General features: G+C 69.7%; 17 protein-coding genes. 3 read left to right on the top strand and 14 right to left on the bottom strand.

What is annotated here, in order from left to right; genetic code table 11:
• Nucleotides 1-147: 147 nt before the first annotated feature.
• Genes nuoN through ACZ49B_RS32840 form a run of 14 tightly spaced genes read right to left on the bottom strand, consistent with a single transcriptional unit; the run spans nucleotide 148 to nucleotide 16,064 of the window.
• Nucleotides 148-1,794, bottom strand: coding sequence for an NADH-quinone oxidoreductase subunit NuoN (gene nuoN, locus ACZ49B_RS32775; RefSeq protein WP_468313075.1), 1,647 nt, complete (start codon nucleotides 1,792-1,794; stop codon nucleotides 148-150).
• Between the two features lie 5 nt (nucleotides 1,795-1,799).
• Nucleotides 1,800-3,401: an NADH-quinone oxidoreductase subunit M gene (locus tag ACZ49B_RS32780; protein ID WP_468313078.1), complete on the bottom strand. Its 1,602-nt coding sequence runs from the start codon at nucleotides 3,399-3,401 to the stop codon at nucleotides 1,800-1,802.
• 1 nt (nucleotide 3,402) lies between these two features.
• Nucleotides 3,403-5,298: an NADH-quinone oxidoreductase subunit L gene (nuoL, locus tag ACZ49B_RS32785; protein ID WP_468313081.1), complete on the bottom strand. Its 1,896-nt coding sequence runs from the start codon at nucleotides 5,296-5,298 to the stop codon at nucleotides 3,403-3,405.
• 12 nt (nucleotides 5,299-5,310) lie between these two features.
• A complete protein-coding gene (nuoK, locus tag ACZ49B_RS32790; RefSeq protein ID WP_112449176.1) occupies nucleotides 5,311-5,610 on the bottom strand; it encodes an NADH-quinone oxidoreductase subunit NuoK in 300 nt (99 codons plus the stop codon).
• The gene (locus tag ACZ49B_RS32795; RefSeq protein WP_468313084.1) at nucleotides 5,607-6,416 is read right to left on the bottom strand and encodes an NADH-quinone oxidoreductase subunit J; all 810 of its coding nucleotides are present in this window, start codon (nucleotides 6,414-6,416) and stop codon (nucleotides 5,607-5,609) included. The genes nuoK and ACZ49B_RS32795 overlap by 4 nt, the downstream gene beginning before the upstream one ends.
• A complete protein-coding gene (nuoI, locus tag ACZ49B_RS32800) occupies nucleotides 6,413-7,036 on the bottom strand; it encodes an NADH-quinone oxidoreductase subunit NuoI (RefSeq protein ID WP_468313087.1) in 624 nt (207 codons plus the stop codon). The genes ACZ49B_RS32795 and nuoI overlap by 4 nt, the downstream gene beginning before the upstream one ends.
• Entirely contained in the window at nucleotides 7,029-8,399 is a 1,371-nt protein-coding gene (gene nuoH / locus ACZ49B_RS32805; protein ID WP_468313090.1) for an NADH-quinone oxidoreductase subunit NuoH, read from the bottom strand. Before nuoH ends, nuoI begins: the two co-directional genes overlap by 8 nt.
• A complete protein-coding gene (locus ACZ49B_RS32810) occupies nucleotides 8,396-10,912 on the bottom strand; it encodes an NADH-quinone oxidoreductase subunit G (protein WP_468313093.1) in 2,517 nt (838 codons plus the stop codon). Before ACZ49B_RS32810 ends, nuoH begins: the two co-directional genes overlap by 4 nt.
• On the bottom strand, nucleotides 10,909-12,258 hold the full coding sequence (nuoF, locus tag ACZ49B_RS32815; RefSeq protein WP_468313096.1) for an NADH-quinone oxidoreductase subunit NuoF: 1,350 nt from the start codon (nucleotides 12,256-12,258) through the stop codon (nucleotides 10,909-10,911). Before nuoF ends, ACZ49B_RS32810 begins: the two co-directional genes overlap by 4 nt.
• On the bottom strand, nucleotides 12,255-12,980 hold the full coding sequence (nuoE, locus tag ACZ49B_RS32820; protein WP_468313099.1) for an NADH-quinone oxidoreductase subunit NuoE: 726 nt from the start codon (nucleotides 12,978-12,980) through the stop codon (nucleotides 12,255-12,257). Before nuoE ends, nuoF begins: the two co-directional genes overlap by 4 nt.
• A 50-nt stretch (nucleotides 12,981-13,030) precedes the next feature.
• Nucleotides 13,031-14,386: an NADH-quinone oxidoreductase subunit D gene (locus ACZ49B_RS32825; RefSeq protein WP_468313102.1), complete on the bottom strand. Its 1,356-nt coding sequence runs from the start codon at nucleotides 14,384-14,386 to the stop codon at nucleotides 13,031-13,033.
• Entirely contained in the window at nucleotides 14,386-15,138 is a 753-nt protein-coding gene (locus tag ACZ49B_RS32830) for an NADH-quinone oxidoreductase subunit C (protein ID WP_468313105.1), read from the bottom strand. Before ACZ49B_RS32830 ends, ACZ49B_RS32825 begins: the two co-directional genes overlap by 1 nt.
• Complete coding sequence (locus ACZ49B_RS32835; protein WP_030298030.1) at nucleotides 15,135-15,689, bottom strand: NuoB/complex I 20 kDa subunit family protein; 555 nt, start codon at nucleotides 15,687-15,689, stop codon at nucleotides 15,135-15,137. The genes ACZ49B_RS32830 and ACZ49B_RS32835 overlap by 4 nt, the downstream gene beginning before the upstream one ends.
• Before the next feature lie 15 nt (nucleotides 15,690-15,704).
• Nucleotides 15,705-16,064, bottom strand: coding sequence for an NADH-quinone oxidoreductase subunit A (locus ACZ49B_RS32840; RefSeq protein WP_030028256.1), 360 nt, complete (start codon nucleotides 16,062-16,064; stop codon nucleotides 15,705-15,707).
• A gap of 759 nt (nucleotides 16,065-16,823) precedes the next feature.
• Here ACZ49B_RS32840 and ACZ49B_RS32845 point away from each other — a divergent pair.
• From ACZ49B_RS32845 to ACZ49B_RS32855, 3 genes are all read left to right on the top strand, one after another.
• Nucleotides 16,824-17,657 (top strand): C40 family peptidase, encoded by an 834-nt coding sequence (locus ACZ49B_RS32845; protein WP_468313110.1) that lies wholly within the window; start codon nucleotides 16,824-16,826, stop codon nucleotides 17,655-17,657.
• 244 nt (nucleotides 17,658-17,901) lie between these two features.
• The gene (locus ACZ49B_RS32850; RefSeq protein ID WP_468313113.1) at nucleotides 17,902-18,180 is read left to right on the top strand and encodes a hypothetical protein; all 279 of its coding nucleotides are present in this window, start codon (nucleotides 17,902-17,904) and stop codon (nucleotides 18,178-18,180) included.
• Nucleotides 18,181-18,323: 143 nt separating this feature from the next.
• A partial coding sequence (locus tag ACZ49B_RS32855) for a CHAP domain-containing protein (RefSeq protein ID WP_468313116.1) occupies nucleotides 18,324-19,048 on the top strand: 725 nt, incomplete at its 3' end.

The following is a 19,048-nucleotide window of genomic DNA, read 5'->3' on the forward strand; positions in this document are numbered from 1 at the left end:
GCCTGCTCTTTTCTTTCCTCCCCCCCCCCCCCCCACCCCACCCCCCCCCCCCCTCCCCCCCCCCCCCCCCCCCCCCCCCCCCCCCCCCCCCCCCCCCCCCCCCCCCCCCCCCCCCCCCCCCCCCCCCCACGGCCGCGCGACAGCCGGTCAGCGGACGAACGTGCTCGCCTGTCCCGCCAGGTCCAGGAAGTACTGCGGCGCCAGGCCCAGGACCAGCGTCACCGCCACGCCCACCGCGATCGTCGTCATCGTCAGCGGCGACGGGACGGCCACCGTCGGGCCGTCCGGCTTCGGCTCGCTGAAGAACATCAGGACGATCACCCGGATGTAGAAGAACGCGGCGATCGCGGACGAGATGACACCGACCACGACCAGCACGCCCGCACCGCCCTCCGCCGCCGCCTTGAACACGGCGAACTTTCCGGCGAAGCCGGACGTCAGCGGGATGCCGGCGAAGGCCAGCAGGAACACCGCGAAGACCGCCGCCGTCAGCGGGGAACGGCGGCCCAGGCCCGCCCACTTGGACAGGTGCGTCGCCTCTCCGCCCGCATCGCGCACCAGCGTGACCACCGCGAACGCGCCGATCGTCACGAAGGAGTACGCGGCCAGGTAGAAGAGGACGGACTGGACGCCCTCCGCCGAGGTCGCGATCACGCCGGCCAGGATGAAGCCCGCGTGCGCGATCGAGGAGTACGCCAACAGGCGCTTGACGTCGGTCTGGGTGACAGCGATCACCGCACCGGCCAGCATCGTCACGATGGCGACGCCCCACATCACCGGCCGCCAGTCCCACCGCAGGCCCGGCAGGACCACATACAGCAGGCGCAGCAGCGCGCCGAAGGCGGCCACCTTCGTCGCCGCCGCCATGAAGCCCGTGACCGGGGTCGGGGCGCCCTGGTAGACGTCCGGGGTCCACATGTGGAACGGGACGGCGCCGACCTTGAAGAGCAGGCCCATCATGATCAGCGCCCCGCCGATCAGCAGCAGCGCGTCGTTGCCCATGGTGTCGGCGAGCGCCGGGTCGACCTTCGTGACGGTGCCGTCGACCACGTCGGCGATGGCCGCGTACGAGACCGAGCCCGCGTACCCGTAGACCAGCGCGATGCCGAAGAGGAGGAAGGCCGAGGAGAAGGCCCCGAGCAGGAAGTACTTGACCGCCGCCTCCTGCGACATCAGCCGCTGGCGGCGGGCGACGGCGCAGAGCAGGTACAGCGGGAGGGAGAAGACCTCCAGGGCCACGAACAGCGTCAGCAGGTCGTTGGCCGCCGGGAAGATCAGCATGCCGGAGATCGCGAACAGCACCAGCGGGAAGACCTCGGTGGTGGTGAAGCCCGCCTTGACGGCGGCCTTCTCGCTGTCGCTGCCCGGTACGGACGCCGCCTGCGCGGCGAACGAGTCCACCCGGTTGCCGTGCGCGGCCGGGTCCAGGCGCCGCTCGGCGAAGGTGAAGACCGCGACGATCGAGGCCAGGAGGATGGTGCCCTGCAGGAACAGCGCCGGGCCGTCCACGGCCACGGCGCCCATCGCCGCGATGTGCGCCTTGTCGCTCCCGTACCCGCCGGCGGCGAGGCCGACGACCGCCGCGAAGGCCGAGGCCAGCGCGGCGACGGCGAGGAACACCTGGACGTAGTAGCGGGACTTGCGCGGGACGAAGGCCTCGACGAGGACTCCGATGATCGCCGCACCCACCACGATCAGCGTGGGCGCGAGCTGCGCGTACTCGATGTGCGGGGCCGGGATCCGGTCGGCCGGTTCCGCGGCCGCCAGCGTCAGCAGCCCTTGGGCAGCAGCCATGGTGCTCACTTCGCCGCCTCCCCGTTCTTGGCCTCGACGGCCACCTGTGGCTTCGGGTCCTTCTGGTGTACCTCGGACATGGTGTGCTCCACCGCCGGGTTGACGATCTCGGTGAGCGGCTTCGGGTACACGCCGAGCGCGATCAGCAGCGCGATCAGCGGGGCGACCACCAGCACCTCCCGCAGGCGCAGGTCCTTCATCGTGCGGACCTCCTCCTTCACGGGGCCGGTCATCGTGCGCTGGTAGAGCACCAGGGTGTAGAGCGCGGCCAGCACGATGCCGATGGTGGCGATGATGCCGATGACGGGGTACCGGGCGAACGTGCCGACCAGGACCAGGAATTCACTGACGAAGGGCGCCAGGCCCGGCAGCGACAGCGTGGCGAGGCCGCCGATCAGGAAGGTGCCGGCCAGGACCGGGGCCACCTTCTGCACACCGCCGTAATCGGCGATGAGCCGGGAGCCGCGCCGCGAGATCAGGAAGCCCGCCACCAGCATCAGCGCGGCCGTCGAGAGCCCGTGGTTGACCATGTACAGCGTCGCGCCCGACTGCCCTTGGGAGGTCATCGCGAAGATGCCCATGACGATGAACCCGAAGTGGGAGATCGAGGCGTACGCGACCAGGCGCTTGATGTCCCGCTGCCCGACCGCGACCAGCGCGCCGTAGACGATGCTGATCAGGGCCAGGACGAGGATCACCGGCGTGGCCCACTTGCTGGCGTCGGGGAACAGCCCGAGGCAGAAGCGGAGCATCGCGAAGGTGCCGACCTTGTCGACGACCGCGGTGATCAGTACGGCGACGGGGGCGGTGGACTCTCCCATCGCGTTCGGCAGCCAGGTGTGCAGCGGCCACAGCGGGGCCTTCACCGCGAAGGCGAAGAAGAAGCCGAGGAACAGCAACCGCTCGGTGTTGGTCGCCATGTCGAGCGTGCCCGCGGCACGGGCGGCGGCGATCTCCTGGAGCGAGAAGTTCCCGGCGACCACGTACAGCCCGATGACCGCGGCCAGCATGATGAGGCCGCCGACCAGGTTGTAGAGGAGGAACTTGACCGCCGCGTACGAGCGCTGCGCGGCCGCGTTCTCATCGGACCCGGCATGCGCCCGGTCCCCGAAGCCGCCGATGAGGAAGTACATCGGGATGAGCATGGCTTCGAAGAAGATGTAGAAGAGGAAGACGTCGGTGGCCTCGAACGAGATCACCACCATCGCCTCGACCAGCAGGATCAGGGCGAAGAAGCCCTGGGTCGGCCGCCAGCGCGAGTGCGCCGGGGATTCGGTCTCGACCGGGTCGGCGTCGTGCCAGCCGGCCCCGATGACGAAGGGGATCAGCAGCGCGGTGAGCGCGATCAGCGCCACCCCGATGCCGTCGACGCCCAGTTCGTAGCGGACGCCGAAGTCGGCGATCCAGGCATGTGATTCGGTGAGCTGGTAGCGGGCGCCGCCGGGTTCGAAGCGGACCGCGACGAGCACGGCCAGGGCCAGCGTCGCCAGCGAGAACAGCAGCGCGAGCCACTTGGCCGCGGTCCTGCGGGCGGCCGGGACGGCCGCCGTCAGGACGGCGCCGACCGCGGGGACCGCGGCCGTCACCGTCAGAAGCGGGAAACTCATCTCACACCGCCCTCATCAGCAGGGTCGCGGCGATGAGGATCGCCGTGCCCCCGAACATCGAGACCGCGTAGCTGCGGGCGTAGCCGTTCTGCAGCTTGCGCAGCCGGCCCGACGCCCCGCCGACCGAGGCGGCCGTCCCGTTGACCACCCCGTCGACCAGGCTGTGGTCGACGTACACGAGCGAGCGGGTCAGGTGCTCCCCGCCGCGCACCAGCACGACGTGGTTGAAGTCGTCCTGGAGCAGGTCCCGCCGGGCCGCCCGGGTGAGGAGCGAGCCGCGCGGGGCGACCACCGGGACGGGCCTGCGGCCGTACATCGACCAGGCGATGCCGACGCCGACGACCAGGACGACCATGGTGGACGCGGTCACCGTCATGGCGCTGACCGGCGAGTTGCCGTGTTCGTAGCCGGTGACCGGCTCCAGCCACTTCAGGAAGCGCTCGCCGATCTCGAAGAACGCGCCGGCGAAGACCGACCCGAACGCCAGGATGATCATCGGGATGGTCATGGACTTCGGGGACTCGTGCGGGTGCGGCTCGTGGCCCTCGGCGTCGGGCTGCCAGCGCTTCTCACCGAAGAAGGTGAGGAGCATGACCCGGGTCATGTAGAAGGCGGTGATGCCGGCGCCCAGCAGGGCGACCCCGCCGAGGATCCAGCCCTGGGTGCCGCCCTTGGCGAAGGCCGCCTCGATGATCATGTCCTTGGAGAAGAAGCCGGACAGACCGGGGAAGCCGATGATCGCCAGGTAGCCGAGGCCGAAGGTGACGAAGGTGACCGGCATGAACTTCCGCAGGGCGCCGTACTTGCGCATGTCCACCTCGTCGTTCATCCCGTGCATGACGGAACCCGCGCCGAGGAAGAGGCCGGCCTTGAAGAAGCCGTGCGTCACGAGGTGCATGATCGCGAAGACGTACCCGATCGGGCCGAGGCCCGCCGCCAGGATCATGTACCCGATCTGCGACATCGTCGACCCGGCGAGGGCCTTCTTGATGTCGTCCTTCGCGCAACCGACGATCGCACCGAAGATCAGCGTGACCGCGCCCACGATGGTGACCACCAGCTGTGCGTCCGGCGCCCCGTTGAAGACGGCGGCCGAGCGGACGATCAGGTACACGCCCGCCGTCACCATCGTCGCCGCGTGGATCAGGGCCGAGACCGGGGTCGGGCCCTCCATCGCGTCACCGAGCCAGGACTGCAGCGGCACCTGGGCCGACTTGCCGCACGCGGCGAGCAGCAGCATCAGGGCGATCGCCGTCAGCTTGCCCTCGGTCGCGTTGCCCACGGAGGCGAACACCGGCCCGAAGGCGAAGGTCCCGAAGGTGGTGAACAGCAGCATGATCGCGATCGACAGGCCCATGTCGCCGACCCGGTTGACCAGGAAGGCCTTCTTCGCGGCGGTCGCCGCGCTGGGCTTGTGCTGCCAGAAGCCGATGAGCAGGTACGAGGCGAGGCCGACGCCCTCCCACCCGACGTACAGCAGCAGGTAGTTGTCGGCGAGGACCAGCAGCAGCATCGCCGCGAGGAACAGGTTGAGGTAGCCGAAGAAGCGGCGGCGGCGCTCGTCGTGCTCCATGTACCCGATCGAGTACACGTGGATGAGCGTGCCCACCCCGGTGATCAGCAGGACGAACGTCATCGACAGCTGGTCGAGCTGGAAGGCGACGTCCGCCTGGAAGCCCTCGACCGGGATCCAGGTGTACAGCTTCTGGTGCAGGGACCGGTCATCGGCGCTGCGTCCCAGCAGGTCGGTGAACAGGGCCGCGCCGATGCCGAAGGAGGCGGCGGCGAGGAGGGTGCCGAGCCAGTGGCCGGCCTTGTCGAGGCGGCGGCCGCCGCAGAGCAGCACCGCCGCTCCGAGCAGGGGCGCCGCGATCAGCAGCCCAATCAGATTCTCCACTGTGAGCGCCCCTTACAGCTTCATCAGGCTGGCGTCGTCGACCGAGGCCGAGTGGCGGGTACGGAACAGCGACACGATGATCGCGAGGCCCACCACGACCTCCGCGGCGGCGACGACCATCGTGAAGAAGGCGATGATCTGGCCGTCGAGGTTGCCGTGCATCCGGGAGAAGGTGACGAAGGCGAGGTTGCAGGCGTTGAGCATCAGCTCGACGCACATGAACAGCACGATCGCGTTCTTCCGGATCAGCACTCCGGCGGCGCCGATGGTGAACAGCAGCGCCGACAGGTACAGGTAGTTGACCGGGTTCACTTCGAGGCCTCCTCACGGCCGAGCCGCTCGGCCGACGCCTGCTCCAGCGCCTTCAGGTCGTTCAGCGCCTCGCTGGAGACGTCCCGGATCTGGCCGCGGGCGCGCAGCGTCTTGTTGACGGTCAGCTCGGACGGGGTGCCGTCCGGCAGCAGACCGGCGACGTCCACCGCGTTGTGCCGGGCGTAGACGCCGGGCGCGGGCAGCGGCGGGAGCTGGACACCCTCGCGGACGCGGCGCTCGGCGAGCTCGCGCTGCGTGGCGGCCCGCTCGGTGCGCTCGCGGTGGGTGAGGACCATCGCGCCGACGGCGGCCGTGATCAGCAGCGCGCCGGTGATCTCGAAGGCGAACACGTACTTGGTGAAGATCAGCGTGGCCAGCCCCTCCACGTGCCCGGCGGAGTTGACCCGGCCGAGCCCGTTGAAGTGGCTGAGCCCGGCATTGCCGATGCCGGCGATCAGCAGGACGCCGAAGCCGAGCCCGCACAGGGCGGCCAGCCAGCGCTGCCCCTTGAGGGTCTCCTTCAGCGAGTCGGCGGCGGTGACGCCGACGAGCATGACCACGAAGAGGAAGAGCATCATGATCGCGCCGGTGTAGACGATGACCTGGACCACGCCCAGGAAGTACGCCCCGTTGGCGAGGTAGAAGACCGCCAGGATGATCATCGTCCCGGCCAGGCTCAGCGCGCTGTGCACGGCCCTCTTCATCAGGATCGTGGACAGCGCGCCGATGACGGCGACGGTGCCGAGGACCCAGAACTGGACCGCCTCGCCCGTGGAGGTCAGGGTGGCCGCTGCGAGGGCGCTCATGCCTGCACCTCCTCGGAGGACGCCGCCTGCTCGCCCTCGGCTTCTTCGCCCTTGGAGACCGCCACCTGCCGCTGCGTACCGGGAGCCGCCCCCGTCACCAGCCCCCGGTAGTAGTCCTGCTCGTCCATGCCCGGGAAGATCGAGTGCGGCGTCTCCACCATGCCCTCGGTCAGGCCGGCGAGCAGCTGCTCCTTGGTGTAGATGAGCGATTCGCGGCTGGCGTCGGCCAGTTCGAACTCGTTCGTCATCGTCAGGGCGCGCGTCGGGCAGGCCTCGATGCACAGCCCGCACAGGATGCAGCGGGCGTAGTTGATCTGGTAGACCCGGCCGTACCGCTCACCCGGGGAGTACCGCTCCTCCTCCGTGTTGTCCGCGCCCTCCACGTAGATGGCGTCGGCGGGACAGGCCCAGGCGCAGAGCTCGCACCCGATGCACTTCTCCAGACCGTCCGGGTGCCGGTTCAGCTGGTGCCGTCCGTGGAAGCGCGGCGCGGTGGTCTTCTGCTGCTCCGGGTACTGCTCGGTGAGGCGCTTCTTGAACATGGCCTTGAAGGTCACGCCGAAGCCGGCCACCGGGTTCTGCCACTGGTCGTTCTTCTCGTTCCGGTCCGCGTCAGGCATTCTCAGCACCCTCCTCTCGGTCACTGTCAGTATTCGTCCCGCCACTGACAATCAGCTCCCGCTCACTGCGAGGCCGCCTGCGCGGTACGGGAGCCAGGTGCTGGCCGGGCTTGGGCGGCACGGGGAACCCGCCCGCCAGCGGGTCGAAGGGCTCGGCCCCGGCGGCCTCGTCGGCCTGCTCCGCGGCCGCCTTCTCCTTCCGGTCCCGGAAGAGGTCCGCGACGAAGGACAGCAGCAGGATCGCGACGACGGCGCCGCCGACGTACAGGACGATCTCCGAGAAGTCGTACTGCTCGTTGCGCAGCGCCCGCACGGTCGCGACCAGCATCAGCCAGAGCACGGAGACCGGGATCAGGACCTTCCAGCCGAGCTTCATCAGCTGGTCGTAGCGCACGCGGGGCAGCGTGCCGCGCAGCCAGATGAAGAAGAACAGCAGCAGCTGGACCTTGATGACGAACCAGAGCATCGGCCACCAGCCGTGGTTCGCGCCCTCCCAGTACGTGGAGATCGGCGCGGGGGCCCGCCAGCCGCCGAGGAAGAGGGTGACCGAGACCGCCGAGACGGTGACCATGTTGACGTACTCGGCCAGCATGAACAGCGCGAACTTGATGGAGGAGTACTCGGTGTTGAAGCCGCCGACGAGGTCGCCCTCGGACTCCGGCATGTCGAACGGCGCGCGGTTCGTCTCGCCGACCATCGTGATGACGTAGATGATGAAGGACACCGGCAGCAGCACGATGTACCAGCGGTCCGCCTGCGCCTCCACGATCGCCGAGGTCGACATCGACCCGGAGTAGAGGAAGACGGAGGCGAAGGCCGCGCCCATCGCGATCTCGTACGAGATCATCTGCGCGCAGGAGCGCAGGCCGCCGAGCAGCGGGTACGTCGAGCCCGAGGACCAGCCGGCCAGGACGATGCCGTAGATGCCGACCGAGGCGACCGCGAGGATGTAGAGCATCGCGATCGGCAGGTCGGTCAGCTGCATCGTGGTGCGCTGGCCGAAGATCGAGACCTCGTCGCCGGCCGGGCCGAAGGGGATCACCGCGATGGCCATGAAGGCCGGGATCGCCGCGATGATCGGGGCCAGGACGTAGACCACCTTGTCGGCCCGCTTGACGATGATGTCTTCCTTGAGCATCAGCTTCACGCCGTCGGCGAGCGACTGGAGCATGCCCCAGGGCCCGTGCCGGTTGGGGCCGATGCGCAGCTGCATCCAGGCGACGACCTTGCGCTCCCAGACGATCGAGAAGAGCACGGTCACCATCAGGAAGGCGAAGCAGAACACCGCCTTGATCACGACCAGCCACCAGACGTCCCTGCCGAACAGGGAGAGGTCCTCGGCAGCGAGCTGTACCGCGTTCACGCGCCCACCTCCGCAGGGGTGCCGCTGCTGTCGGCCGGGGTCGCCGGGCCGATCCGTACGAGGGTGCCCGGGTGGGCCCCGGTGTCGGCGAGGACGCCGTGGCCGGTGGAGTTCAGCGGGAGCCAGACCACGCGGTCGGGCATCTCGGTGATCCGCAGCGGCAGTTCCACGGAGCCGGCCGGGCCGGTCACCGCGAGGACGTCGCCGTCCTTGACGCCCGTCTCGGCGGCCGTGGCGGCCGAGAGCCGGGCGCTCGCCTCGTGCCGGGTGCCGGCCAGGGCGTCGTCGCCCTCCTGGAGCCGGCCCTGGTCGAGGAGGAGCCGGTGGCCCGCGAGGACCGCCTCGCCCGCCCCGGGACGGGGCAGCGGCGCGGTGTCCGCGGACTGCCCTGCCGCCCGCTCCCCGGCCCACGGGCCGAGCGCGTCGATCTCGCGGCGTACGGCGTGTACGTCGGGCAGCGCGATCGGCCGGTCGGCCGCGTCGGCCAGCATGTGCAGCACGCGGGCGTCGGCGGGGGCGAGCGTGCGGGTCATCTGGTCGGGCTTGAGCGCGGCCTCGAACGGCCGGACCCTGCCCTCCCAGTTGACGAACGCGCCGGCCTTCTCGGCGACGGCGGCGACCGGGAAGACCACGTCCGCGTGGTCGGTGACCTGGCCGGGCCGCAGTTCCAGCGAGACCACGAAGGCCTCCTGGAGGGCGACCAGCGCCCGGGCCGGATCCGGCAGGTCCGCGATCTCGACGCCGGCGACCAGCAGGGCCGAGAGCTCCCGGCCCGCCGCGGCCTCGACGATCTGGCCGGTGTCGCGGCCGTAGCGGTGCGGGAGCTCGTCCAGCCCCCAGGCGGTGGCGACCTCGTCGCGGGCCCGCGGATCGGTGGCCGGACGGCCCCCCGGCAGCAGGGACGGCAGCGCGCCCGCCTCCACGGCGGCCCGCTCCCCGGCCCGGCGCGGGATCCACACCAGCTGCGCGCCGGTCGCGGCGGCGGCCCGTACGGCGGCGGTCAGCGCGCCGGGGACCCCGGCGAGCCGCTCCCCGACGACGATGACCGCGCCGGGCCCCCTCAGCGCGTCGGCGGCCTCGGCCCCGCCGGCCTCCAGGCCGGTGCGGGTGGCGAGTGCGTCGAGCCAGTCGGGCTCGGTGCCGGGGGCGGCGGCCAGCAGGGTGCCGCCCGCCTTCTCCAGGCCGCGGGTGGCGAACGGGGCGAGGGCGAAGGTCCGCTGCTTGTGCTTGCGGTGGGCCTTGCGCAGCCTCAGGAAGACGCCGGGGGCCTCCTCCTCGGACTCGATGCCGGCGAGCAGGACGGCGGGCGCCGCCTCCAGCTTCGCGTACGTCACCCCCGTACCGTCGAGGTCCTTGCCGGTGCCGGCGACGGTGGCGGCCAGGAACTCGGCCTCCTCCGCGCTGTGGATCCGGGCCCGGAAGTCGATGTCGTTGGTGTCGAGGACGACCCGGGCGAACTTGGCGTACGCGTAGGCGTCCTCGACGGTGAGCCGCCCGCCGGTCAGGACCCCTGCACGGCCGCGCGCGGCGGCGAGCCCGGCGGCCGCGGCCTCCAGGGCCTCGGGCCAGCTGGCCGGGGCGAGGACCCCGTCCGTGCCGCGTACGAGCGGGGTGGTGAGGCGGTCCGGGCGCTGCGCGTAGCGGAAGCCGAAGCGGCCCTTGTCGCAGATCCACTCCTCGTTGACCTCGGGGTCCTCGGCGGCCATCCGGCGCAGCACCTTGCCGCGGCGGTGGTCGGTCCGGGTCGCGCAGCCGCCCGCGCAGTGCTCGCACACGCTCGGGGAGGAGACGAGGTCGAACGGGCGGGAGCGGAACCGGTAGGCGGCCGAGGTGAGGGCGCCGACGGGGCAGATCTGGATGGTGTTGCCCGAGAAGTACGACTCGAAGGGGTCGCCCTCGCCGATGCCGACCTGCTGGAGCGCGCCGCGCTCGAGCAGCTCGATCATCGGGTCGCCGGCCACCTGGGTGGAGAACCGGGTGCAGCGCGCGCACAGCACGCACCGCTCGCGGTCCAGCAGCACCTGGGTGGAGATCGGGACCGGCTTCTCGTACGTGCGCTTCTTGCCCTCGAAACGCGAGTCGCTCTGCCCGTGGGACATCGCCTGGTTCTGCAGCGGGCACTCGCCGCCCTTGTCGCAGACCGGACAGTCCAGCGGGTGGTTGATGAGCAGCAGCTCCATCACGCCGCGCTGGGACTTCTCGGCGACCGGGGAGGTGAGCTGCGTCTTGACGACCATGCCGTCGGTGCAGGTGATGGTGCAGGAGGCCATCGGCTTGCGCTGGCCCTCGACCTCGACGATGCACTGGCGGCAGGCGCCGACCGGGTCGAGGAGGGGGTGGTCGCAGAACCGGGGGATCTCGATGCCGATCTGCTCGGCGGCCCGGATGACCAGGGTCCCCTTGGGCACCGACAGTTCGATGCCGTCGATGGTCAGGGAGACGGTGTCTTCGGCGGCCTTCGGCCGGCCCGCGGCCTCGCCGCCACCGGCGGGGGAGTTAGTGGTGACGGTCACGCGTTCACCTCCGTGTCAGCCCAGAGGGTCGACTTCCTGGGGTCGAAGGGGCAGCCCTTGCCCGTGATGTGCTGCTCGTACTCCTCGCGGAAGTACTTGAGCGAGGAGAAGATCGGGCTGGCGGCGCCGTCGCCGAGCGCGCAGAACGACTTGCCGTTGATGTTGTCGGCGATGTCGTTCAGCTTGTCGAGGTCGGACATGACGCCCTTGCCGGCCTCGATGTCGCGGAGCAACTGGACCAGCCAGTACGTGCCTTCGCGGCAGGGGGTGCACTTGCCGCAGGACTCGTGGGCGTAGAACTCGGTCCAGCGGGTGACGGCCCGCACCACGCAGGTCGTCTCGTCGAAGCACTGGAGCGCCTTGGTGCCGAGCATGGAGCCGGCCGCGCCGACGCCCTCGTAGTCCAGCGGCACGTCCAGGTGCTCGTCCGTGAACATCGGGGTGGACGAGCCGCCCGGGGTCCAGAACTTCAGCCGGTGCCCGGGGCGCATCCCGCCGCTCATGTCGAGCAGCTGGCGCAGGGTGATGCCGAGCGGGGCCTCGTACTGGCCGGGCCCGGCCACGTGCCCGGAGAGCGAGTACAGGGTGAAGCCGGGGGACTTCTCGGTCCCCATCGACTTGAACCAGTCCTTGCCCTTGTTCAGGATCGCGGGAACCGAGGCGATCGACTCCACGTTGTTGACGACAGTGGGGCACGCGTAGAGCCCCTCGACGGCAGGGAAGGGGGGACGCAGCCGGGGCTGACCGCGCCGGCCTTCGAGGGAGTCGAGGAGTGCCGTCTCCTCACCGCAGATGTACGCGCCCGCCCCCGCGTGCACCGTGATGTCGAGCTTCAGCCCGCTCCCGAGAATGTTCTCCCCGAGGCATCCGGCTTCGTACGCCTCGCGCACCGCCTCGTGCAGGCGTCGCAGCACCGGCACGACCTCGCCGCGCAGGTAGATGAAGGCGTGCTCCGAGCGGATCGCGTAGCAGGCAATGATCATTCCCTCGATGAGGGAGTGCGGGTTGGCGAAGAGAAGGGGGATGTCCTTGCAGGTTCCCGGCTCCGACTCGTCCGCGTTCACGACGAGGTAGTGCGGCTTTCCGTCGCCCTGCGGGATGAACTGCCACTTCATTCCGGTGGGGAAGCCCGCGCCGCCGCGGCCGCGCAGACCGGAGTCCTTCACGTATGCGATGAGATCGTCCGGGGTCATCGCGAGCGCCTTGCGCAGGCCCTCGTACCCCTCGTGCCGGCGATAGGTGTCCAGCGTCCACGACTGCGGCTCGTCCCAGAACGCCGACAGCACGGGCGCCAGCAGCTTCTCCGGGGCGCCGTTCTCATGCATTTCGGCAGTCACCGTCATCACTCCCCCTCCTCGGTGGCAGTCGGAGCCTCACCCCGCGGGTGCACGACCTTGCCGAGCTGCGTGCTCTCGCCGCGCGCGATGCGCAGGCCGATCAGGGAGGCGGGGCCGGCCCCGCCGCTCGCGCCGACCGCGCCCTCGCGCTCGTCCGGGAAGCCGGCCAGGATCCGGGCGGTCTCCTTGTACGTGCACAGCGGCGCGCCCCGGGTCGGCGTGACGGGACGGTCGGCGAGCAGGTCGTCGACCATGGCCTTGGCGGACTCGGGGGTCTGGTTGTCGAAGAACTCCCAGTTGACCATCACCACGGGGGCGTAGTCGCAGGCCGCGTTGCACTCGATGTGCTCGAGGGTCACCTTGCCGTCGGGGGTGGTCTCGTTGTTGCCGACCCCGAGGTGCTCCTTGAGCTCGTCGAAGATCGCGTCGCCGCCCATGACCGCGCACAGGGTGTTCGTACAGACGCCGACCTGGTAGTCGCCGGAGGGCTTGCGCCGGTACATCGTGTAGAAGGTGGCCACGGCGGTGACCTCGGCGGTGGTCAGGCCCAGCACCTCGGCGCAGAACCGGATGCCGGTGCGCGAGACGAAGCCCTCCTCGGCCTGGGTCAGGTGCAGCAGCGGCAGCAGCGCGGAGCGGCTGTCGGGGTAGCGGGCGATGACGTCCTTCGCGTCCGCTTCGAGCCGGGCGCGCACGTCGGCCGGGAAGTCGGGGGCCGGCAGCTGGGGCATGCCCAGAGACAGGGGTGCCTGGGGGGTGTCCCCTCCAGGGAACGCAGTGGTCATCGGTCGACGCCTCCCATCACGGGGTCGATGGAGGCGACGGCGACGATGACGTCGGCGACCTGGCCGCCTTCGCACATCGCGGCCATGGCCTGCAGGTTGGTGAAGGACGGGTCGCGGAAGTGGACCCGGTAGGGGCGGGTGCCGCCGTCGGAGACGACGTGGACGCCGAGTTCGCCCTTGGGTGATTCGACGGCCGCGTACGCCTGCCCCGCCGGCACCCGGAAGCCCTCGGTCACCAGCTTGAAGTGGTGGATGAGGGCCTCCATGGAGGTGCCCATGATGTTCTTGATGTGGTCGAGCGAGTTGCCGAGGCCGTCCGGGCCCATCGCGAGCTGCGCCGGCCAGGCGATCTTCTTGTCGGCGACCATGACCGGGCCCGGCTCGAGCCGCTCCAGGCACTGCTCGACGATCCGCAACGACTGGCGCATCTCCTCCAGGCGGACCAGGAACCGCCCGTACGAGTCGCAGGTCTCGGTGGTCGGCACGTCGAACTCGTAGGTCTCGTAGCCGCAGTACGGATCCGCCTTGCGCAGGTCGTGCGGCAGGCCGGCGGAGCGCAGGATCGGGCCGGTGGCGCCGAGCGCCATGCAGCCGGTGAGGTCGAGGTAGCCGACGTCCTGCATGCGGGCCTTGAAGATGGGGTTGCCGGTGGCGAGCTTGTCGTACTCCGGCAGGTTCTTCTTCATGGTCTTGAGGAAGTCGCGCAGCTGGTCGACGGCGCCCGGGGGCAGATCCTGTGCGAGGCCGCCGGGGCGGATGAACGCGTGGTTCATGCGCAGGCCGGTGATCAGCTCGAAGATGTCGAGGATCAGCTCGCGGTCGCGGAAGCCGTAGATCATGATCGTGGTCGCGCCCAGCTCCATGCCGCCGGTGGCGATGCACACCAGGTGGGAGGAGAGCCGGTTGAGCTCCATCAGCAGGACGCGGATGACCGTGGCGCGGTCCGGGACCTGGTCGGTGATGCCGAGCAGCTTCTCGACGCCGAGGCAGTACGCCGTCTCGTTGAAGAACGGCGTCAGGTAGTCCATGCGCGTCACGAACGTGGTGCCCTGCGTCCAGTTCCGGAATTCGAGGTTCTTCTCGATGCCGGTGTGCAGGTAGCCGATGCCGCAGCGGGCCTCGGTGACCGTTTCGCCGTCGATCTCCAGGATCAGCCGGAGCACTCCGTGGGTGGACGGGTGCTGCGGACCCATGTTGACGACGATCCGCTCGTCGTCGGCCTTGGCCGCCGACCGGACGATCTCGTCCCAGTCGCCGCCGGTGACGGTGTAGACGGTGCCCTCGGTGGTCTCCCGGGAGGCCGCGTGGTCCGAGGAGGCGGGGTTCGAGGAGGCGTGGTTTGACGTGGACATCAGCTGTACGACCTCCGCTGGTCGGGAGCCGGGATCTGGGCGCCCTTGTACTCGATGGGGATGCCGCCGAGCGGGTAGTCCTTGCGCTGCGGGAAGCCCTGCCAGTCGTCCGGCATCATGATCCGGGTGAGCGCCGGGTGCCCGTCGAAGACCAGGCCGAAGAAGTCGTACGTCTCGCGCTCGTGCCAGTCGTTCGTCGGGTAGACGGAGACGAGCGACGGGATGTGCGGGTCGGCGTCCGGGGCGGTCACCTCCAGGCGCACCACCCGGCCGTGGGTGATCGAGCGCAGGTGGTAGACGGCGTGCAGCTCGCGGCTCTTGTCGTCGGGGAAGTGCACCCCGGAGACGCCTGTGCAGAGCTCGAAGCGCAGCGCCGGGTCGTCGCGCAGGGTCTTCGCGACGCGGGCCAGGTGCTCGCGGGCGATGTGGAGCGTCAGCTCGCCCCGGTCGACGACGACCTTCTCGATCGCGTTCTCCGGGACCAGGTCCTGCTCCTCCAGTGCCCCTTCGAGCTCGTCGACGACCTCGTCGAAGTAGGAGCCGAAGGGGCGGTGGCTCGCGCCGGGCATGGCCACGGTGCGGACCAGGCCGCCGTAGCCGCTGGTGTCGCCGCCGTTCTGCGCTCCGAACATGCCCTTGCGGACGCCGATCACCTCGGGGCCGCCGGCGGAGCCCCGCGGGGCAGGAACGTTGTTCCCGTTGCCGTTGCCGTTGCCGTCGGTGCCCGGGGTGGTGTCGCTCGTGTCGCTCACCGGAGCAGCCCCTTCATCTCGATCGTGGGAAGCGCCTTGAGGGCCGCCGCCTCCGCCTCGCGGGCCGCCTCTTCCCGGTTCACGCCGAGCTTTCCGCCCTGGATCTTCTGGTGGAGCTTGAGGATCGCGTCGATCAGCATCTCGGGGCGGGGCGGGCAGCCGGGCAGATAGATGTCCACGGGCACGATGTGGTCGACGCCCTGGACGATCGCGTAGTTGTTGAACATTCCGCCCGAAGATGCACAAACCCCCATGGAGATGACCCATTTGGGAGCGGGCATCTGGTCGTACACCTGCCGCAGCACCGGCGCCATCTTCTGGCTGACCCGGCCGGCCACGATCATCAGATCGGCCTGGCGCGGGGAGCCGCGGAAGACCTCCATGCCGAAACGGGCCAGGTCGTAGCGGCCCGCTCCGGTGGTCATCATCTCGATGGCGCAACAGGCCAGGCCGAAGGTCGCGGGGAAGACGGATGACTTGCGCACCCAGCCCGCGGCCTGTTCGACGGTGGTCAGCAGAAAGCCGCTCGGCAGCTTCTCTTCCAGTCCCATGGGAAATTCAGCCCCTCAGTCCCATTCCAGGCCGCCGCGGCGCCACACGTAGGCGTAGGCGACGAAGACGGTGAGCACGAAGAGCAGCATCTCGACGAGCCCGAAGATCCCCAGGGAGTCGAAGGTGACGGCCCAGGGGTAGAGGAAGACAACTTCGATGTCGAAGACGATGAAGAGCATCGCCGTCAGGTAGTACTTGATGGGGAAGCGACCGCCGCCGGCCGGCGTGGGCGTCGGCTCGATGCCGCACTCGTACGCCTCGAGCTTCGCCCGGTTGTACCGTTTTGGGCCGATCAGCGTGGCCATGACCACGGAGAAGATCGCAAACCCTGCGCCGAGGGCGCCGAGCACGAGGATGGGCGCGTACGCATTCACGCTCCTCGCTCCTTCCAGTCGTCCTTGACCGTTGGACCGCTGTGCCGGCGCCGAGCGAGCCGCCTCGCGAAGATCACGTCGTGATCGGACATTTGCATGTGAGGCAGTTCACAAGCCGGACTGCTGCGCATCCTATGCCCGTCGGTCTGTGATCTGCGACACGGGTAACAACAACGAGTTTGTGATCTCCACCACCTGACGAACGATCATGAAGCCCGATGAGTTGTGATCTTCATACGCGAAGCATCCACATGATCACCAAAGGTGACATCCGACCCCGTTACCGCAGGTAGAAGGCGGATGGCACTATCAAACGATGCCCAGTGCAGGCAAATTTGCGCCATCAAGCCTTGCAGGGTAAAGGAAACCGCGTCGCCCGGTCGGGGGAGCCCCCGGGGACGGGGGTGGACGCGTGCACACATTCACGAGCGCCGAGGTCCCACCACACGGCAACTTCACGGCTGGGTCACGGACGGACCACAGCGCCCTCACAGTGAGACGTTCCTGTGACCTGCGCCACGCCGAATTCTTGCTTCCGAAAGAGGGCTTGGCCATCTGTACGCCGGAATGGTAGGCCACAGATCAATTCGGACTTATTGCAGAAACGCCTTGATCACAGCCTTGTGAAGGCGTGTCCGATACGTCCGTTACGGCGTCAATAAGACGCGCGACGCGTCCGGTTAGCCCGCTTCGCGCGCAACTGTGGCGCAGACCACGTTTCTTGAAGGGAACCCGGACGCCCTGATAGCGGTTGTCCTCATGTCCCACACCGCTCACATACCCAGCCACCGGAAGCCCCGTCGCAGCGCCTCGAAGCTCGCGGTCCGCGCCGGAGTTGCCGGTGGCGTCCTCAGCACCCTGGCGATGGCCGGCACGGCGAGCGCGTCCCCGTCCGAGCCCGTGACCGAGACGACGCTCGAAATGCCGGTCCTGAACCTGGACCTGGCCGCCGACGTCTCCTCCGCCGTCACCACCGCCGCCGAGAACACGGCCGCCGCCGCCGTCACCGGTGAGCTGCGCTCCCAGGAGGAGCAGGCGCGCACCGGCGCCGCCGCCGAGGCGAAGAAGGCCAAGGAAGACGCCGAGAAGGCCGACGCCGAGAAGAAGGCGAAGGACGAGGCGGACCGCAAGGCCGCGGCCGAGCGCGCCACCCGCAGCTCCTCCCGCACCTCGCTGCAGAGCACTTCCGCGTCCGACTCCGGCGAGCAGGGCTCGGGCACCGTCAGCGCCCCGGCGACCGGCTCCGCCGCCGCGATCGTCAACTTCGCCCGCGCGCAGGTCGGCAAGGCGTACGTCATGGGCGGCACCGGTCCGTCCTCGTTCGACTGCTCCGGCCTCGTCCAGGCCGCCTACCGCCAGGCCGGCATCTCCCTGCCGCGCATGTCGCAGGACCAGTCCTCGAGGGGCTCCTCGGTCTCCCTGAGCGCCCTCCAGCCGGGCGACATCCTGTACTGGGGCTCCCGCGGCAGCGCCTACCACGTCGCCATCTACGTCGGCGGCGGCAAGTTCGTGGGCGCCCAGAACCCCAGCACGGGCATCGTCGAGCGCTCCCTGAGCTACGACAAGCCGACGGGCGCCGTCCGCGTCCTCTGAGGCCTCCGACGTCCCTGAGGCTCCCCAGGGGCTCCTGAGCCCCTCTCAGCGCGTCTGACACGGCTCTGCAGGTCTCAGCACGGCCCGAGGGCCGGCACTCCCCCGCTCGGGGGCGAGGTGCCGGCCCTTTGCCGTGCCCGAGGGAGCCGGCCGACCCCGAGGCACCCGCCGATGGTGGCCGAGGCCCTGCGAAGATGGCGGAGGCGCAGTGCCCGCCCCGATTTCGCCTGAGGACGTGGTGGCCATGTGGAGCAAGAACCCTCCCAAAAACGCAGAATTCGCCGAGAACGGCGCGAACGGCACCGGCGACGAATCCACCGCTGTCCCGGCCGCCACCGGGCTCTTCCTGCTCGCCGTCGGCGGCTGGCTTCTGAACACCACCCGCCCCTGGCACAAGCCGGGGCATCCGCTCACCCTGGGCCTGGGGTGGGCCGCCGGACTGACGATGCTGCTGTACGGGCTGGTCCTGCTGGTCCGCTGCGTACGCGCCGTCCACGGCGGCGGTGCCGAAGACGAGCGGTGACGGACCGGTCGCTGGCCACATCCGGCCGGGGCCGGTTGCGTCCACCTGATCCCTATTTCGCGGGCGGTCATGCCCGGACAGAGTTGATCTCGGCCGCGAACACCACGTAGGCCGAACTCACCTGACTCCCTGGGGGATCCGCCATGTCCGCTTCCAAGCCCACTGCCTCGTCGCTGCTGCGTCCCGTGTCGTTCGCTCTTGCGTCCGCCGTGTCCATCGCCACGCTCACCACCCTGGGTGCGGGTACGGCCAGTGCGGCGACCCTCGGGGAGACGGCTGCCGCGGCCGCTCGCAGCCAGACGGGCTCGGGACCGTGCGGAAACGGCGGCGCCGGATACTTCGGCGGCCCCAACCAGAACAGCAGCTGCTACAACGGGAGCAGGACGCACGCGTGGTGTGCCGACTTCGCCGGCTGGTCCTGGGCGCAGGCGGGGGTCGCCGGCCGGGGCACGCTGACGGACATGGCCAACAGCTTCCTCGACTACGGCCACAAGTACGGAACGCTGTCGGACACGCCGCACGTGGGCGACGCGGTCGTCTACAACATGAACGACAGCAGCTGGAGCAATGACCACGTCGCCGTCGTCACCGCCGTTTCGGCCAACAGCGTCACGATCACGGGTGGAAACGAGAGCAACTCGGTCCACACCAACACGACCACCAAGTGGCATGTCGGCGAGTCCCCGTTCGGCCAGGTGATCACCGCCTACATCTCGCCCCTCAACAGCGGCGAGACCGGAACGCCCGAGAGCCCGCAGACTCCTGCGGTGTCACCGGTGGTGAACCTGTTCGGGATCGGTTCGGACGACCGGATCTACGGCAACACGGCCGACTACTCCAAGGGCAGCTGGTCCGGCTACGGCGTCAC

The sequence above is a fragment of the Streptomyces sp. NPDC031132 genome (assembly GCF_055570595.1).

What these genes read in the sequence shown, in the direction of transcription:
- nuoN (WP_468313075.1), bottom strand. Translation starts at nt 1,794, where the DNA reads ATGGCTGCTGCCCAAGGGCTGCTGACGCTGGCGGCCGCGGAACCGGCC.
- ACZ49B_RS32780 (WP_468313078.1), bottom strand. Translation starts at nt 3,401, where the DNA reads ATGAGTTTCCCGCTTCTGACGGTGACGGCCGCGGTCCCCGCGGTCGGC.
- ACZ49B_RS32795 (WP_468313084.1), bottom strand. Translation starts at nt 6,416, where the DNA reads ATGAGCGCCCTCGCAGCGGCCACCCTGACCTCCACGGGCGAGGCGGTC.
- nuoI (WP_468313087.1), bottom strand. Translation starts at nt 7,036, where the DNA reads ATGCCTGACGCGGACCGGAACGAGAAGAACGACCAGTGGCAGAACCCG.
- nuoE (WP_468313099.1), bottom strand. Translation starts at nt 12,980, where the DNA reads ATGCCCCAGCTGCCGGCCCCCGACTTCCCGGCCGACGTGCGCGCCCGG.
- ACZ49B_RS32825 (WP_468313102.1), bottom strand. Translation starts at nt 14,386, where the DNA reads ATGTCCACGTCAAACCACGCCTCCTCGAACCCCGCCTCCTCGGACCAC.
- ACZ49B_RS32835 (WP_030298030.1), bottom strand. Translation starts at nt 15,689, where the DNA reads ATGGGACTGGAAGAGAAGCTGCCGAGCGGCTTTCTGCTGACCACCGTC.
- ACZ49B_RS32845 (WP_468313110.1), top strand. Translation starts at nt 16,824, where the DNA reads ATGTCCCACACCGCTCACATACCCAGCCACCGGAAGCCCCGTCGCAGC.
- ACZ49B_RS32850 (WP_468313113.1), top strand. Translation starts at nt 17,902, where the DNA reads ATGTGGAGCAAGAACCCTCCCAAAAACGCAGAATTCGCCGAGAACGGC.